The organism is Rheinheimera sp. A13L, assembly GCF_000217935.1.
GTDB lineage: Bacteria > Pseudomonadota > Gammaproteobacteria > Enterobacterales > Alteromonadaceae > Pararheinheimera.
Genome location: NZ_AFHI01000001.1, coordinates 268,505 through 285,555 on the forward strand (window position 1 = coordinate 268,505; position 17,051 = coordinate 285,555).

Genomic DNA, 17,051 nt, shown 5'->3' on the forward strand with positions numbered 1-17,051 from the left:
CATAACTGGACTTTAATGGTTTACAACTATTTTGTTCTGTTTAGTTCTTTACTGTCACGCTTTAAGACTATTTTATCTCGTTTAGAACTATTATGTCAGACCACAACAAAAAGATTTTAAATCAATGCCTTATTCGACAGTGACGCTCTTAGCTAAGTTACGTGGCTGGTCTACGTCTGTGCCTTTGATAATAGCAACGTAGTAGCTTAATAACTGCAGCGGGATGGTGTAGATAATTGGGGCGATCAGTGGGTGCACGTGTGGCACGCTGATCACACGCTGCGTAGCGTCAGATTTAAAGTGGGCATCCACGTCGGCGAATACATACAGAATACCGCCACGGGCACGCACTTCTTCTACGTTTGACTGCAGTTTTTCCAGCAGTTCGTTGTTTGGCGCTACCACAATAATTGGCATATCGGCATCAATCAGCGCTAACGGGCCGTGTTTCAGCTCGCCTGCGGCATAAGCTTCAGCGTGAATGTAAGAAATCTCTTTTAACTTCAGTGCGCCTTCCATAGCTATTGGATACTGGTCGCCACGGCCTAAAAACAAAGAGTGGTGTTTGTCGGCAAATTCTGTGGCCAAAGCTTCGATTTTTGGCGCCAGGGTTAAAGTTTCTTCCAGTTTGGCTGGCAGAGTTTTTAACGCCTGCACCATGTCCAGTTGCTGCTCTGTCGTTAAACCATTGTATTTACCAATGGCCAGCGTCAGCATAGACAAACCCACTAACTGAGTAGTGAAAGCTTTAGTGGACGCCACACCAATTTCAGCACCAGCACGGGTCATAAAGGCCAGATCAGATTCACGCACCAGCGAAGAACCCGCTACGTTACAAATAGTTAAGCTGCCGATATAACCTGCTTCTTTAGCTAAACGTAAGGCCGCTAAAGTATCTGCAGTTTCACCTGACTGGGAAATGCTGACCAGTAAGCTGCCTGGCTGTACAAAAGATTTGCGGTAACGGAATTCAGAGGCGATTTCCACGTTACAGGAGATGCCAGCCAAAGATTCCAGCCAGTAACGGGCCACCATACCTGAGTGGTACGAGGTACCACAGGCAACAATTTGCACGTGGCGTACTTTTTTAAACAGTTCAGCTGCGCCGTTACCAAAAGTTTCGTCCAGCACTGAATCAGAACCTAAACGGCCTTCTAAAGTGTTGGTGATGGCATGTGGCTGTTCGTAAATTTCTTTTAACATAAAGTGACGGTACTGACCTTTGTCACCTGCATCGTAGCTGGCAGTAGATTCAGTAATAGCACGTTCAACCTGCTCGCCGTTTTTACCATACACAGTGACGCTGGTACGGGTAATTTCGGCCACGTCGCCTTCTTCTAAAAACATAAAACGACGGGTCACAGGTAACAGAGCTAGTTGGTCTGAAGCGATAAAGTTTTCGCCAATACCAAAACCTATCACCAGCGGGCTGCCTGAACGGGCCACTACTAAATGACTTGGGTCGTTTTGGTCCATCAGCACAGTGCCGTACGCGCCGTTAAATTGTTTAACCGCAGTTTGTACTGCAGCTAACAAAGAGCCAGCTGTTTTCATTTCTTCAGCCACTAAGTGCGCTATGACTTCAGTGTCTGTGTCTGAATTAAACACATAACCTTTGGCCTTTAACATCTCACGCAATGGGCCGTGGTTTTCGATAATGCCGTTATGCACTACAGAGATATTGCCTGAAACATGTGGGTGAGCGTTACGCTCTGAAGGTTCGCCGTGTGTAGCCCAGCGGGTGTGCGCAATACCAGTGCCGCCAGCAACAGGGGTTAATTTCACCGCGTCAGACAGTTCTTTTACTTTACCTAAACGGCGGATACGTTGTAATTCGCCTGCCGGGCTGATGATGGCCACACCGGCTGAGTCATAACCACGGTATTCCAGACGGCGTAAGCCTTCCACCAGAATGTCTACTACGTCACGTTGTGCTACAGCACCTACTATTCCACACATAAAGTCTTACTCCACTGATCCAAGGGGGGCGCAAATCACCTTCACGCCTTGTTGTTCTATTTGTTGTTTTGCGCTGGCGGGTAACTTGTCGTCTGTTACCAGTATTTTGATAGACGACCAGGGCAATTCTAAGTTGTGGATCTTCCGGCCTATTTTGTCGGATTCCACCATCACCACCACTTCACGCGCCACTTCGGCCATAACCCGGCTTAAGTTAGTCAGCTCATTAAAAGTAGTAGTACCACGCTGCAGATCAATGCCATCGGCACCAATAAACAGCTGGTCAAAATCGTATGCACGTAATACCTGTTCCGCCAGCTGGCCCTGAAAAGCCTCAGACTGCGGATCCCAACTGCCACCTGTCATCAACAGCGTAGGTTCGTTTTCCAGTTCACGTAACGCATTGGCAATAGACAAGGAATTGGTCATCACCACTAAACCTTGTTTATGCGAAAGTTCAGGCAATAAAGCTGCCGTAGTACTGCCGCTGTCGAGAATAATGCGGTTGTGATCACGAATAAGCTCAGCCGCTGCTTTGGCCAGAATTTGCTTTCGTTCCGAAACTTTTTCGACTGCTGCTTCCTGAATGAGTTCATGTGGCACTTGCACTGCGCCGCCATAACGGCGCAATAACAGACCGTTGTCTTCCAGCGCAGATAAGTCTTTACGAATAGTCACTTCAGAAGTTTCAAAGTGATGGGCCAACTGATCCACACTCACTTCGCCCTGCTGATTGAGCAGCTCAAGAATAACGCGGCGACGTTGTTGGGTGTTTCGTTTGTTCATCTGCCAACCACTTAAGTTTCGTTTCGAAAGGCATTTTACAGAAACGAAACTTAAAGGCAAGAGTGAAGGTTAAATTCAGCTATTGGGTAGATTAGTGGTAAAGGAGGTATCGGGGCATATTAAATAAAAACTGTAGGGGCGGGTCTTGTACCCGCCCGTCTAATGATACCGCGGTGCAGATGGACGGGCCGGGACAAGCCGCGGCCCCTACAACCCGCCCGTCTAATGATACCGCGGTGCAGATGGACGGGCCGGGGCAAGCCCGCGCCCCTACAACAACTTAATGATGATGTGAAGCTTCAGGCCCCAGCAGCACTAACATTACCAACACACCCAGGCCCATCATCAGAGCATGTAACCAAAGCGGTTGTTCGACGTTTTTGCGCAGCAGTGGCATTAAGTCGGCGCTGGCCAGATAAATAAAAGCACCAGCAGTAATAGCCAGCAGAATATTCAGATTAGGAGTTAACCAATGGCTGATGGCTAACGTGGCCACAGCACCTAAAACACAAGCGCTGGCCGATAACAGGTTATAGAGCAGGGCTTTTTTGCGGCTGAATCCCGCATGCAGCAATACGGCGACATCAGCAATTTCCTGCGGAATTTCATGGATCAGAATAGCCACAGTAGTAGTCACACCCAATAAAGGGTCAACCAGAAAACTGCCAGCTATTAACACACCGTCAATAAAGTTATGAATTCCATCGGCCACCAGATTCACTTTGCCATAACTGGCGGTATTGATGCTTTGATCCGGCAGTTGTGGATGACCATGCTGCAGCGCACGTTCCAGAAAATAAAAGCCCAATAAACCTGCTAACACCCAGCCAAAAAGTTCGCGCGGTGAGTCCTGATGATGCAAAGCATCTGGCAATAAATGCAAAAAGGCATTTGCCAGTAAAACCCCTACAGCCAAACTTAAAATAAGCGGTAAAAAGCGTTGTAATCTGGCTTGCGGCAGCAAAAACAAGATAGCCCCGGACAGGGACACCAGCATCACCAAAAAGGCAGCCAGCAGGATAAACAAAGTTAACATATACAATCCTGTCCTATGGGGAAAACAGCGGATAAAGATGATCAGGTTCAGGCAATAAAAGCCAGATAAAAAACCTGTGACATTATAACGTTTTTTCTCCTATGTGGTCTTTGTTTTTTAAAGAAAAAATCGTCAGGAACGATTTTTAACAATGCGAAGCATTGGCCCGAAGGGTGAATGCAAAGGATGGCTGCGAATAAAAAATCGTCAGGAACGATTTTTAACAATGCGAAGCATTGGCCCGAAGGGCGAAGCCGGGAATAGCATTGCCAACAGTTTGGCAATGCCCGGATGAGCGCCAGTGGCTCAGTCCACTGGCCGGAATGCGCCATGGATGGTGGCGACATAGTCGCAACAACCATCCGGCCTTCGCCAGAGGCGAAGGCGTGATAACGGCGAAATGCCAAACTGTTGGCCTTTCGAAAGACCGTTATCACCCCGACAGTTGCGACATACAGTCCTTCCCTGGACATAGTCGCAACAACGTTCCAGACAGTTGCGACATACCGTACTTCCCTGGACATAAAAAAACCACCTGTCTTCCCAGCAGGTGGTTGAGCATGATCTCAAAAGACCAGGGTAAAACAGTTTAGAAACTGTAACTGACACCCAATTTGGCGTAGCGGCCTGGTTCGCTATAACGCTGAATACCGTCTGCGCTGATATTGTTACGGCTGCTGGCGGCATAACGAATACGCTCCCAGCGATAATATTCTTTATCCAGCAGGTTATACACACCGACATTCAGTAACCAGTGGTCACCAAACTCCATATTGCTGACTAGATCCACCACAGTGGCGCTTTTTGGCAGGTAGGTGACTAATTGGGTTTGAGTACCGTCTTCTTCAGTTTCATACGCATCTTTGGCTTTAACGTCTGAGCTGTAACTTAAGTTAGCCGCCAGATTCCACCAGTCGGTAGCGCGGTAGCTGACACCTGCAACCAGCTTATCCGGGCTGATAGTGATTAACGGGTCGCCATTGTCTTTTTCACCTTCATGGTGGCTGTAAGAGAATTGAGCACTCCAGCTTTGGTTAAAGCGCCAGGCGCCTTGCAACTCAACACCTGTCACATCCACATCACCGACGTTTTCGTTCACTGTGTAAGGATTACCCTGAGTGGTATTACAACCAAAGCTGGAGCAGTCTTCATAGACTGTGCCCGGGTTTTGGACTCTGGTGACATTGGTGATCATGTCGCGGTAGTTGTCTTTAAATACCGCCACCTTGAATCTGCTGTGATCACCTTGCCATTGATAAGCCAGTTCCAGATTGGTGCTGTATTCAGCGTCGAGGTTTGGGTTAGATAATGAGCTGTATAAACCCGGAACTACCACACCCGTCGCTTGTTCAGTGCGGCTGGTTAAAGCGGTTTGAAAATACATTTCTTCTGTACTTGGCGCGCGGAAACCACGACCCAGCTGCAACGCTACACTTTGCTGTTCTGTCAGCTGATAATTACCCACAAACTGACCTGTCACTGCGCTGAAGCTGCTGTCCTGCACTGTACCTGTCACATCGGTAAAACCATCATTTAACTGGGGTTTGTACGACACATGATCATAACGCAGGCCGCTGGTTAAGCTAAAAGCACTGTTGTTAAATTTGATACTGTCGCGTAGGTACAGATGCCATAAATCAGCGTCAGTTGCAGGCACAAAATCAGGGTCTATATCCTGCTTTGCAATTTCCATGGTCTGCCCAACATAGCTGGTATCTATGGCAGAGAAATCAACAGATTTTTGCTCCAGAGCACCGCCGTATACCAGTTGATGAGTGCTGCCCTGGGTTTGAATTTCTTTATCCAAAGCAAAGGCCCATTTCAGTAAGTCCTGCTGGTAATCACGGTCTTCACTGCGGTAACAAGGGCCTGTGGTGCATAAACGCGCTGCACTGGCCGGAGCTAACATCAGGGTAAAAGCGTCGTTATTGGTTTGCTGATAATCCAGGCTGGTTGAGAAAGCATCAAACCAGTTGTAGCCGGCCAGCCAATTGTATTTCAGGCCAATACGGCTACGTTCCTGTTGATCGTCGCTGGTACGGGTCAGGTAACTGCGACTGATCCATGACAGGTTATTGGTTTCGATATCGGCCTTAAATAACTCGGCCGTCAGGCCAATATCCTGAGTATCTGTCAGCTGATACTTTAGTTTGGTCAGCACATTGTGGCTGCTGTTGTCCTGTGGATCAGCAACAGGGCGGCCAGAACCTGTAATAGCCTGGCGCTCTGCTGAGTCTCTGTAGTTTTCCATTTCGTGACCTTCACGTTTGGTCACTACGGCCAGAGCTTCCAGTTTGCCAGTGCGGTTTGCGACTGTCACAGTGCCTTGGGTTTCATCATTAGCCCCGCTGTACGCCGCTTTTAACCGGACCAAAGTATCGTTACCTTCGGCCTTTAAATAATCGGCAGCATCTTTGGTCACAAAAAGCACGGCACCACCTAAAGAACCGCTGCCTGCGGCTATAGCATCAGCACCTTTGACTATCTCAATTTGTTTCACAGCATCAGGGTCAATACCACCACGGCCTGCAGCAAAGAAGTCGTAAAACGCAAAAGTGGGCGGGTTTAAAGTTTCACCTACAGCTAAACCGTCCACCGTAATAGCAACCTGATTGCCTTCTAAACCTCGGATATTAAAACCAGCTGACCCAAAACGGCCCTGGTCCGTTAAGCTCACACCCGGGATATAACGCACCATGTCTTCTAAACGCTGCACCTGTTGTTGTTCCAGCTGTTTGGCTTTGATCACAGTGCTATTGGCTGTAGTGGACTTTTTATCTTCGACGGCGTCTGCAGTAACAGTCACAGCTTCCAGTTGCGACAGATCTTTTGTTGCCTCTTCGGCCATAGTTGCCGCAAACAGACCAGAAGAAAATAAGCTGCTGACAGCAACAGCAATTAAGGTTTTAGAACAGGGCATAACGCTCTCCTTGACGAGCTATACAGTTGTGGTGAGTCCACAAGATGGCGTTATGCTAGATCAAATGAGAACCATTCTCAACAATAAAATTCAACTTATTTTCATATATTTCAATGATTTACAATTTGAAAACGCAAAAAGCTCCCTATCCAGAGAACAGGGAGAACAACAGGAGTTGGCAGGCAACTCAACAGGAATTTGATACTAAAAACTTAGCCGTCTTTGCTTTGCAGCTGCAGGCGCACCAGCCCCAGTTCAGCTTCACCTTGTAGCTCTACCGGCTTCAGATCGGCTTGCCAGTGCAACGGCAGAGTTAAATGTTCATGGCCACCATGTTCACGCGCCACTTCCAGATGCAGCTGGTACTGACCCCAGGGCATTACAGCACCCTGCTGATCACGACCATCCCACTTCAACTGATAAGTACCGGGCTTTTGAGTAGCGCCTGCAATCTGATCAATTTGTTCAGGATTTTTCCGACCCAGACGCCGCCACCAGTGACTCAGCTCCTGATACCAGCGGCTTTGCTGGCCGACCAGACTCAATTGGCGCACAGGTTTTTTCTGCTGATCGGTCAGCCACACCGAAACATAAGGTCTTTTGTAATTAGCATCGCTGAATTTAGGCAGTTGATAACTAATCTGTAGCTGCTGTGAACTTTGGCTTTTATCGGCCAGATAGTTGTACCAGGACTCAGTCGCATACCAGTCGGCCGAATCCGTTTTGAGTAAAGCCGCTGCGCCTTGTTGCTCCGTAAGCTGTTGGCCTTGCTTCAGATCCAAAACCGCCAGACTTTGCGCCAGCAAATAAGCAGTGACAGCATCTTTAGCCAGCACTGTAGCCGTTGGGCCATATTCTACAGGCCAGCCTTCCGATGGCTTTAACAAAGGGCTAAAAGTCCGGTACGACACTTTGTAACCCATACGGGTGTCAGCTGTTTCGGTCTGAGCTAAAGCGACTGAGCTCAGTTCCAACTGCTGCAGCAAAGCTTGTTCCACTCCCAAACTTAACACAACGCTGCCCGTGTCAAACCACAACAAGCGACTGACACCGGATTGCAAGTCCAGCCGTTTCAGCCGTGGAAACCAGCTTTTTAGCAGCGCAGCCGCATAGTCCAGCAAGCGGGCATTGGCCACACCTTCGAGTTGCCAGACCACAGCCTTGTAATCAGCTTCAGACAAATCCAACTGTTCTATAGCTCTGGTTTGACGACGTAGCTCTACTCTGTCAGGTAACACTTGGTTCTCAACAGCTTGTTGCCATTGCTGCGCTATAGCACCTAAACGGCAGCTATAACTCTGCTGGCTTTGAGCGCGCCATTCTTCACACAACTGAATCAACTCTGGATCTGTAGCTTTAGCCGCAGATAACCAGTGTTGAAATTCAGGGAGTCTGGCCTGCCACTCCTTGTGGCTGACACCTTCCAGTTGCAGTTTCAACTGCTGCCCTGCAATAGTCTGCTGATAGCTGACAGAGTCAGCCAACACCAGTGCTGGACAAAGCGATAACAGCGTCATTGGCCAGACAAAACTTTTCATTACTCAGCCGTACCTTTAGTTTTTTCGTTATGAACCACAGGCAATGCTTCAGCCATAGTCACTTGCTGGTTTTGATCTGTGTCCCAGCGTTTGAACATACGCCCGCCTGAGGCATGAAACTCAGCGGCACTGATGTACTGGTTATTGTCTTTGTCCAAAGCTTTAAAACGAACTGCGGCTTGCTTTAACTGAGCGGCACGGGTTTTGGCGATTTGACGGTCCAGACGGTCAACAAATTCGTTCAGGTACTCATCGCTGCTCAGCTCGCCATTTTTATCCAGATCGGTGCGGGCAAAAGCCGCATCCCGTTGCTGTTGGTATTCAGCTTTGTCGACCTTGCCGTCGCCGTTCTGATCGTACATATCCAGCATACCGGTCACGCTGTGAGTAGTTGGCATCACTAAAGCCGGACGGGCACGCACTGGTTGTTTGGCGTCGGGTTTACGCTCACGCTCTGGCAGCGGGTCAGCTTTGCTGATCACACCATCTTTATTGGTGTCGATATAAGCAAAAGCTTTATCACCAGAAGCATGGTATTCGTCCTTACCTATGGTTTTGCTTTTGTTTGTATCCAAAGCTTCAATACGCACCAGCGTTTGTTTGATCTGGCCTGTGCGTTCAGCATCCAGCTTTTTATCCAGGCGACCCGCGTATTCATTGACGTATTCGTCCACCGACACCTGGCCATCCTGATTTTCATCCATGGCGCTGTAACGTTGCTGCCGTACCTGCTCAAATTCGGCCTGACTGACAGTGCCGTCTTTATTCAGATCATAGTCCTGAATAAAACTGGCTTTGCCCTGAGCTGTTGGTTGATGTGCTGTTGGCTGATGCGCTGGTTTTTTTGGCGCGTTTTCATCAGCAGCTAAATAACAGCTGGTGATGGCTAAAAATAAACTAAGGGCTGTGCTTCTGCGTTGCATCATAAACTCCTGTTATTCAGTGACTTCAACTACAGCGCTATAGCTGTAACTGTAGGTAGGGGCTTTGGCACCAGCTGGTGCATCGGTACGAAAACGGGTCAGCAGCAAATAAGTGCCTGTTTTATCCAGTTCAAAATTAAGCTGGCCTTGTTTATCCGTCGTGAGTTCTTTTGATGCTTTGGTTTCGGCTTCAGCAGAATTGGCTGAATACACCTGCACTTTTTGTTCAGCTAAAGCTTTGCCGTTATAAAGCACAGTGACTTTGATTGGGCTTTGAATATACAAGTCGTTGGGATGGCTTTGGAACACCAGCTCCAGCCCCTGATTAGTTGGCTTTAATGCGGTTTGGCTTGGCGCGCCTTTACTGACATAAGTTTCTGCCAGAGTGACAGACTGAAAATGCGCCATTAACTTAGCACCAGCAGGAATTTGTTCTTTTGGATCTCTGCTGTTATGGGTTTTACCGTCCTGCTGCCAGCTACGAAATACGGCGCCATAACGCTGACCCGTGCTGAATTTGTAGGTGCCGTCCTGCTCCAGTTGATGCGCCACTGCAGTGCGGGTTTTGCCTAAAAACAGCTCCTTGGGCTCCACAGCTTTGCCGTCTGGTTGCAGCACTTTAAAGTCGCTTTGATCAAAACGAACTTCAGGCACAAAAAACTTATCCGCAAAAGCAGCATCCAGCGTCACCCAGCCTCCTAGAGGTTCAAAACTGGCAGGAGCCAGATAAGGAGTATGAGCAGAAGCAGTAAAAGCCAGCACTAAAGAGGCAGAACAAAGCAGGGGTTTGAGTTTACACATAAGGCGCTCCAGTGAATGAGAATAAATCTCATTTAAATAATGGGCGCCACTTTAGATCAAATGAGAATCGTTTGCAACTAGATCATTTCATCTTTAGATTGAACAAGCTAAAAGGCCCTTAAATTCGGGGCCTTGCTGGCAAAATAGCAATTACCGGGCTGAATAATTAGGCTTTAACAGCAGCTCGCCCGGTTGCAACACTAAAGTTAAAGGCATGCCACATAAGACTTTTTCTGTCACTTTGTTGCAATCGAGTTTATAAACAGGCTGGCGGTTCAGTATCTGCGTCAAAATTGTTTTGGCTTCGTTACTTAAGGGGGCCAGTTTGAGCTGAGAGCTGCCGCTGCCGACGCTGGAATCCAGAATAGTCAGGTTTTTCAGATAAATTGCATTTCGTTCGTCGTCAAAATAAGGCAAAGCCGACAAGTGCAGCTTCAGATCCGTATGCAAAGGTTTAAATAACGCATCCACTTCGGCCCCTAAAGCCAGCTTTAATTCGATCTGCTGTTTATTGTCTGGTGCCAGTTTTAGCTCAAGTTGCTGCACTGTCAGAGTCAAAGGTAAACCTAACATTTTACCTTTGCCTTGCTGTTGCTCTAATTGGCTTAGCAATAAGCGCTGTAATTCCTGCTGTTTCAAACTAAACATATCCAGATGATTCAGTTGAGTGCAAGAAGCTAACAGCAACAGTGAAAGCGCCAGTAGTGTGTGTTTATTCAAGGTAATATTGTCCGTTTTACGCTGGTGTGGCGCGAACTTTAGCAAGAACGGCTGAACCTTTGCTGATTTTTTTTCGTATTGCTTCCAACTATTTCACCACTGTATACGACTTAGTATCAGAACTTCAGGGAGACGGAGACTTTGCATGAATACACCAGAACAAATTCAGTTACCCGGCCTGCGGCAGTTGCTTAGCGCTTTTATTGTGCTGGTGCTGATCCTGCTGGCTTTTGACTCAACATTGCAGTGGCTAAGTTTTAATTTGCAGCAGCAACCTTTTGTAGCTCCGGAGTTATTGTTGCCAATGAGCTGGCTGGCGATATTGTTTTAACTTTTTATTAATGAAGTGGCTTGACCTGCTTTTATGCTGTTTTTATTATCCTTGTGACCGGATGAGAGAGACGAGAGCAAAGGATGACATTTAAAGAAATCATGGCCGACAAAAAGGCGAAACGCTGGGCCTGTTTAAGCTGGAGTGGAAGCCTGCTACTGTTGGTGTATTTTTTTTACGCTGAGCAGGATCTACTCTTGTTTACACCGCTCATTTATTCATTTTGGCTTGCCATCCTGCCTTTCACACAAAAAAAACAAACTTATCAGCTATTTCCGGAATATTTCGACGATCCGTTAAGCCAATTACGGCTGGAAGGCGAAATGCTTCACGTGAAACAACATCAGCTGACGCTGGCTAATGTTAATAAGGTGGCCATCGATCAACTGGATGAAACCAAAGCCTTTATTGATTTCCCTTACACTATGTACGGCAAACTAAAATTCAGTTTTCCGGCTAAAGAACTGCCTGCAGTAAAAGCCTTTTTTCAGCAGCATTGCCCAGATATTCAAATCATCCGCTGAGCCCCGAAACGGAAAGTATAAAAGCAAAACCCGTCAACAAGGACGGGTTTTGTTCGTATTCAGCCAGTCATTATTTCTTCATTTTAACCGGTCTTTTCCAGCCGCTGATATGGCGTTGCTTAGAGCGTGCTACCACCAGTTCATCGGCAGCAACACTGCTTGTTACTACAGAGCCAGCACCTACAGTGGAGTTCTGGCCTAAAGTCACGGGCGCCACTAAAGAGCTGTTGGAGCCCACAAAAACACCGTCTTCAATAGTAGTAACAAACTTATTGGCGCCATCGTAGTTGCAGGTGATGGTACCGGCACCCACGTTTACTTTACTGCCTATTACTGCATCGCCTAAATAAGTTAAATGGTTGGCTTTAGAACCCACACCTAAAGTGACTTTTTTCAGCTCAACAAAGTTACCTACATGGCTGTCATCGGCTAATACGGAATCAGGACGGATGCGGGCATAAGGGCCTACAGAGCAGCCGACTCCAACAGTGGATTTTTCAATCATACTGTTGGCTTTGATTTCGGTGTTAGCGCCTATCACTGCATCTTTAATCACACAGTTAGGGCCAATCACCACGCCGTTACCCAGCACCACTTTGCCTTCAAAAATCACGTTGATGTCGATCATCACGTCACAGCCCACTGTAACATCACCCCGTATATCAATACGGGCAGGGTCACGTAGGTTAGCACCGTTTAACATCAACTCTTCCGCTTTACGCGCCTGATAAGCCCGTTCTAACTGTGCCAGTTGCACTCTGTTATTGGCGCCTTCGGTTTCAATAGCTGTAGCAGGATGAGCTGTGGTGATATCCACCCCTTCTTTATGCGCCATAGCAATAATATCGGTCAGGTAAAACTCGCCTTGTGCATTGTTGTTTTGCAACTGGCTCAGCCATTTTTTCAGCTGCTTGCCGGGCACAGCCATAATGCCGCTGTTTACTTCAGTAATTTTCAGCTGTTCGGCGTTGGCATCTTTTTGTTCAATAATACCCACAACTTTGCCGTTTTCACGCACCATACGGCCATAACCCATAGGGTTTGTCAGATGCACAGTCAGCACAGCTAAACCATCGGCAGATTTCGCTGCCAGCAGTTGCTCTAAAGTTTCTTTGCGGGTTAAAGGAACATCACCGTACAACACCAGCACAGTGTCATTGTCGGCGATGTGAGGCACGGCCTGCTGTACAGCGTGGCCAGTCCCTAATTGTTCGGCTTGTAATACCCAGTGTAAATCCTGTTCACCCAAGGCTGATTTCAGTTGTTCAGCACCATAGCCATACACCAGATTAACAGACTCTGCGCCTAAAGAACGGGCCGTGTCGATCACATGCTGTACCATAGGCCGCTCTGCAACTTTGTGCAGTACTTTAGGTAAATCTGATTTCATCCTTGTGCCTTTACCGGCCGCCAGGATCACAACATTTAAAGCCATAAAAGAATCCATGTAATTTCAATGCGGTTATTCTAATAGATAATGCAACAGATTACAGGAGCAGGGTGAAATTTTGCTGAACAGTAATGTAAGTAAAGACTGTTTAAGTGAAAAATGTCAGGCTATGTAATAAGCTCAGATTCGCAATCACCCAGACCGTCAGCCAAATCCCACCAATGATTACCGTATTTTTGTATTCTTGTAGTGACTTACTGCACCAGATCACAACATTGTTCATAGATACCAACTTATATATCCCGTTGTCAGGACTGCAGATAGTTCACCGGGCAGGCCCCCCCAGTCACATAGTTTGTATGTTCATGGGGATCTTTTTGTTTGCCTACTGGTGAAGCTTATAATATCGAGTTTGAAAAAACTGGCTTACAGACTTAGTTGCTCCAGCTTGTAACCAGCCTGCTGTAATAACGCCAGTAAACTATGCTCCCCGGCTAAATGCCCACCACCAACCAACACCAACTCTTTATTGGCATTGCCAAACATCTTCTCAATTTGTGGCAACCAGTTCTGATTACGTTTGACATACAACGCCTGATACAACTCAGGGTCCATCTGCCGGGCAGGTTCAACAGCAAGCTTATCCAGCTCAACCATGTCACCCACGCGCCAGGCGTCGATCATGGCAGAAAAATACTGTTTAAAGTCGCTAACCTGTTCCAGGTTCATTTTCATAAAGGCGTCTTCGTAACCTTCCCCCATATTAGCCAACAAATTAATCTGGCTTTCGACTGTTTCCAGATAGAGCTGCGCTTTACCATCACTCTGCGCCAGCTTATCAAAGTGGCTATCGACCCCTTCTCCATCCATCTGTGCTTTCATAATTTCCAGCGCCAGCATCTGAATCATAATAAAGCCGGGTTTATAGGCATCCAACTGGTGCAGTTGCACACCATAAGGTGCAAAGTAGTCGCTCACCTGCTTGTACACTTCAGGTGACAACACCTTAGACAAGCTGCGGTTGTCGTTGTACGACATAGCTTTTAACATTGCTGCTTGCAATTCAGTATCCGTAGCTGCAGGTACTTTTGCTTCCAGCACCAGAGTGTCCGTATCGGCATAAGCCTTACCGAATTCGTCAGGCAAAGGGAAAGCCGACTCAGGTAACAGGTGCACAGTGCCACCTATATACACATAATCGTCACCTTTACTCACTTTCCAGACTGAGGTTTCAGCCACAGCAGAGGCAGAAGCCAAGGCTGTGGTCAGTAACAAAGCAGCAAAACTTGCTTTAAATAGCATGGTTAATTTCATTGTGATGGTCCTGATGTTGTAGTTGTGCTTATAGCTTTTACAGGCTGATACTCTAGCCTTTCGTCATTAGCGCAGCGAATCTTTGATCAGCTCAACTGAATGACTCAGGGCCATATTCACTTCATGTTTAATGTTAAGGCTTAATTGCTGTCTCAGCTCTTGCATCAGCACATCGGTCATTGGTTTGGCAGGTACAGCAACTTCAGTTTTTGGCTGAACCACTTCCGGCTTTGGTTTAGCTTCTTCTGACAGTGCCGCGGTGCTGGCGAATAAAGTGGCAACAATAAAGATACGAACGCTTGCTTGTTTCAGTGTTTTCATTTTGACATTCCTTCTATTGGTTCAGTAAGTCTTGTTCAGTAAATTGCATTGAGTGTGTTGGCAACTACGGGCTCACTGCTTGTCCGTCTGGTTGTTGAGTTCAATCTAGCGAACGACTGACGAAAAGTCGCTTATCAGAACCTAAGCAATTTATTGGTAAGGAATGAAGGTGTAACCTCATGTTTTTAAACAAATAAAACAAACATTACGGAAATCTTATCGTGGAATCATAAGGTTTTACAGGGGCTGATTTATTTAACTTGAATCAGAAGTCGCATCTGTTAAAGTTACAACTGGTTAAAAAATGGAAGACTAATTAACAGATGGATAAGATGCAGCTGGGACCATGGACTTTTACACCAGGCGACTACAGCATTCATGACAAAGTTCAACGGATAGAGCTCGAACCTCTGTTATGTAAGCTATTGCACTATTTTACTGAACATCCCGGCAAAATCATCTCCCGCCAACAGCTTATCGACTCTATATGGCAACAAAGTTATGTGGATGACAACGCGATAAATCGTGCTATGTCAGAACTTCGTAAAGCCTTGCAGCACCCCGATGTGCCTCAATCACTGATCAAGACCCATCATCGAAAAGGCTATAGCTTACAGCTGCCAGATCAGTCTGACGCGGTGGTTGAGCAAGCTGCCAGCGCAGAAGGCTTCACCACAACTCAAGCCACTCAGCACAAACGCCACTTCCCGCTTTGGTCTGTTGCACTGACAACCCTGCTGCTTGCAGCAGTAGCAGCTGTTTATTATTTTTCGACCCAAGAGCCAGCTTCCCCCCGTGAAACAGCAAAGCTGGATGACAAACCTCAGGTTTTGGAAATGGATATTGTGACCAGACAAAAAGTAACCTGGTTTAAAGGCATTGAATCACGACCTTTATTGTCTGCGGATAAACAACTACTGGCTTATAGTCATTCACAACCAGATGGTACTTTGCGTGCCGTAGTGCGTAAGTTAGGCATAGGAACAGGCAGCGCTTTGCAGGAGGTCGTGATTGAGGGCAATAATAAGTTGTATAGCATTCAAAACTGGCAACCATTGAGCCGCAATTTATTAGTTCAGGTGATAGGTAAAGATGGCCAAGACTGTGAATATCAGAATTATGATTTCAGTCAGTATCCGCAGTACCAGGTCTCCACATTAACCTCTTGTACTGGCCTTAACTTTGGCACAGCACAACAAAGTGCAGATGGACAGTGGTTGTACTACAGCAAAGGCAGTGGCGGTTTATATTCCAGCAATGCGCTGCTGGCAGAAAATCTGACCAGCGGTGCGGTGCAAACTTTATTAGCAGCCCCTTCAGCTGGTCTAGGCGTGACTATGCTGGCGTTGTCTGCGGATGGCAGTAAACTGGCATATATTCTGATGCCGGAATCGAATAAACCTGATGTTTATATTTATGACCCAAGCAGCAGGGAACATACCAGACTAGCCAGCCTGCCCTTTCCACTGATTCTGCTGGGATTAGATTGGAGCACCGATCAGTCCAGCCTGATTTTACCCGGCGGTGATGGCATATTGCAGCTAAAGGTGGCAGATAAAACGAAGAGCCTGTTAAAGTTTCCTGAAGGCGTTATCGTAGGTGAGTTAACCATGCTTGCAGAAGATCAGGCCTATATTTCTAACTTCACAGCAGGCAGCGCCACACAGAATGCGATGCAATTGATTAAAATTGAGCAGCCTTTTAATGCAACGGAGCGGAAAATCACTTTGCTCAATGATGCCGCAGGGAGCGCGGCAGATTTGGCGATATCGCCTGCAGATAGCAGCAGCTATGCTTTTTCAGCCAATTGGACTGGCAGTTGGCAGCTATGGCTGCACGACAAGGGGCAGAATGTTCAACTAACAGAGTTTGCGCCAGACGATCAGCGTCTTAGTGGTATCAGTTGGTCAGGTGATGGTCGCTATATAGTCTTTAATAAACAGGGCAACTTGCACTTGTACGATACCCAGCGCCAGCAATTGATCAACAAACTGGAAAGTAATGATGTTGGTCAGGCGGTTTGGCTACCGGATAACAGCGGTCTGGTGCTGACCAGACTGCAAGGCAACAGCCAGAATCTGTGGCAACTGGATTTAGTCAGCAACGAGTTAACTCAATTGACCTTTTCTGCCGGGACTTTTGCCCAGTTTGATGCACAAGGCCAATTACATTATCACCGAGACGGCAAGCTGGTACTTTATGTTGATGGTGGTAAAAATGACACAGAACTAAAAACCAATACCGATACAAATCTGGTGGCTCTCTGGTTATTGCAGGGAGAACAGCAATACCGTTTCGGTATGTTGGGGCATCTGGAGCGACACGATGTTGCCACAGGTGAAACACAAAGCAGCCAGTTGCCTTATCAGTTATTGGCAATACACCCGGATCCACATAATCCAGACCAGCTTTATGCGACAGTCTTTGTCACACCGGAGCTGGCGCTGGAGTTTATCCAATGGAAAGCTAAGCCCTGATAGCTATCCTT

At 47.1% G+C, this 17,051-nt stretch carries 15 protein-coding genes; 3 read left to right on the forward strand and 12 right to left on the reverse strand.

Annotated elements, in window-relative coordinates:
- Positions 1-129: 129 nt before the first annotated feature.
- The 9 genes from glmS to RHEIN_RS01110 form a co-directional block, all read right to left on the reverse strand.
- A complete protein-coding gene (gene glmS, locus RHEIN_RS01070) occupies positions 130-1,959 on the reverse strand; it encodes a glutamine--fructose-6-phosphate transaminase (isomerizing) (RefSeq protein ID WP_008897115.1) in 1,830 nt (609 codons plus the stop codon).
- Between the two features lie 6 nt (positions 1,960-1,965).
- A complete protein-coding gene (locus RHEIN_RS01075; protein WP_008897116.1) occupies positions 1,966-2,745 on the reverse strand; it encodes a DeoR/GlpR family DNA-binding transcription regulator in 780 nt (259 codons plus the stop codon).
- Positions 2,746-3,025: 280 nt separating this feature from the next.
- Positions 3,026-3,781 (reverse strand): ZIP family metal transporter, encoded by a 756-nt coding sequence (locus tag RHEIN_RS01080; protein ID WP_008897117.1) that lies wholly within the window; start codon positions 3,779-3,781, stop codon positions 3,026-3,028.
- A gap of 47 nt (positions 3,782-3,828) precedes the next feature.
- Complete coding sequence (locus RHEIN_RS01085; protein WP_008897118.1) at positions 3,829-4,305, reverse strand: hypothetical protein; 477 nt, start codon at positions 4,303-4,305, stop codon at positions 3,829-3,831.
- A 65-nt stretch (positions 4,306-4,370) separates the two neighbouring features.
- Positions 4,371-6,701, reverse strand: a complete 2,331-nt coding sequence (locus RHEIN_RS01090; protein WP_008897119.1) for a TonB-dependent hemoglobin/transferrin/lactoferrin family receptor — start codon at positions 6,699-6,701, stop codon at positions 4,371-4,373.
- 212 nt (positions 6,702-6,913) lie between these two features.
- Positions 6,914-8,239, reverse strand: a complete 1,326-nt coding sequence (locus RHEIN_RS01095) for a DUF2271 domain-containing protein (protein ID WP_008897120.1) — start codon at positions 8,237-8,239, stop codon at positions 6,914-6,916.
- Positions 8,239-9,165 carry an EF-hand domain-containing protein gene (locus RHEIN_RS01100; RefSeq protein ID WP_139056376.1) on the reverse strand — a complete coding sequence of 309 codons (927 nt, stop codon included), beginning with the start codon at positions 9,163-9,165 and terminating at the stop codon, positions 8,239-8,241. The genes RHEIN_RS01095 and RHEIN_RS01100 overlap by 1 nt, the downstream gene beginning before the upstream one ends.
- Positions 9,166-9,174: 9 nt before the next feature.
- Positions 9,175-9,963, reverse strand: a complete 789-nt coding sequence (locus RHEIN_RS01105; protein WP_008897122.1) for a DUF4198 domain-containing protein — start codon at positions 9,961-9,963, stop codon at positions 9,175-9,177.
- 150 nt (positions 9,964-10,113) lie between these two features.
- Positions 10,114-10,683, reverse strand: a complete 570-nt coding sequence (locus RHEIN_RS01110) for a DUF1439 domain-containing protein (RefSeq protein WP_040554174.1) — start codon at positions 10,681-10,683, stop codon at positions 10,114-10,116.
- 145 nt (positions 10,684-10,828) lie between these two features.
- Here RHEIN_RS01110 and RHEIN_RS01115 point away from each other — a divergent pair, with 145 nt between their 5' ends.
- Complete coding sequence (locus RHEIN_RS01115) at positions 10,829-11,014, forward strand: hypothetical protein (RefSeq protein ID WP_008897124.1); 186 nt, start codon at positions 10,829-10,831, stop codon at positions 11,012-11,014.
- A gap of 83 nt (positions 11,015-11,097) precedes the next feature.
- On the forward strand, positions 11,098-11,538 hold the full coding sequence (locus RHEIN_RS20215) for a hypothetical protein (RefSeq protein WP_008897125.1): 441 nt from the start codon (positions 11,098-11,100) through the stop codon (positions 11,536-11,538).
- A gap of 70 nt (positions 11,539-11,608) precedes the next feature.
- Here the strand turns inward: RHEIN_RS20215 and glmU are convergent, their stop codons facing one another.
- The 3 genes from glmU to RHEIN_RS01135 all read right to left on the reverse strand — a co-directional run bounded on the left by glmU (position 11,609) and on the right by RHEIN_RS01135 (position 14,563).
- Positions 11,609-12,973, reverse strand: coding sequence for a bifunctional UDP-N-acetylglucosamine diphosphorylase/glucosamine-1-phosphate N-acetyltransferase GlmU (gene glmU, locus RHEIN_RS01125; protein WP_008897126.1), 1,365 nt, complete (start codon positions 12,971-12,973; stop codon positions 11,609-11,611).
- 381 nt (positions 12,974-13,354) lie between these two features.
- Entirely contained in the window at positions 13,355-14,242 is an 888-nt protein-coding gene (locus RHEIN_RS01130) for a TraB/GumN family protein (protein WP_008897127.1), read from the reverse strand.
- A 66-nt stretch (positions 14,243-14,308) separates the two neighbouring features.
- On the reverse strand, positions 14,309-14,563 hold the full coding sequence (locus RHEIN_RS01135) for a hypothetical protein (protein WP_008897128.1): 255 nt from the start codon (positions 14,561-14,563) through the stop codon (positions 14,309-14,311).
- 323 nt (positions 14,564-14,886) lie between these two features.
- Here RHEIN_RS01135 and RHEIN_RS01140 point away from each other — a divergent pair, with 323 nt between their 5' ends.
- A complete protein-coding gene (locus tag RHEIN_RS01140; protein ID WP_040554176.1) occupies positions 14,887-17,040 on the forward strand; it encodes a winged helix-turn-helix domain-containing protein in 2,154 nt (717 codons plus the stop codon).
- Positions 17,041-17,051: the final 11 nt, after the last annotated feature.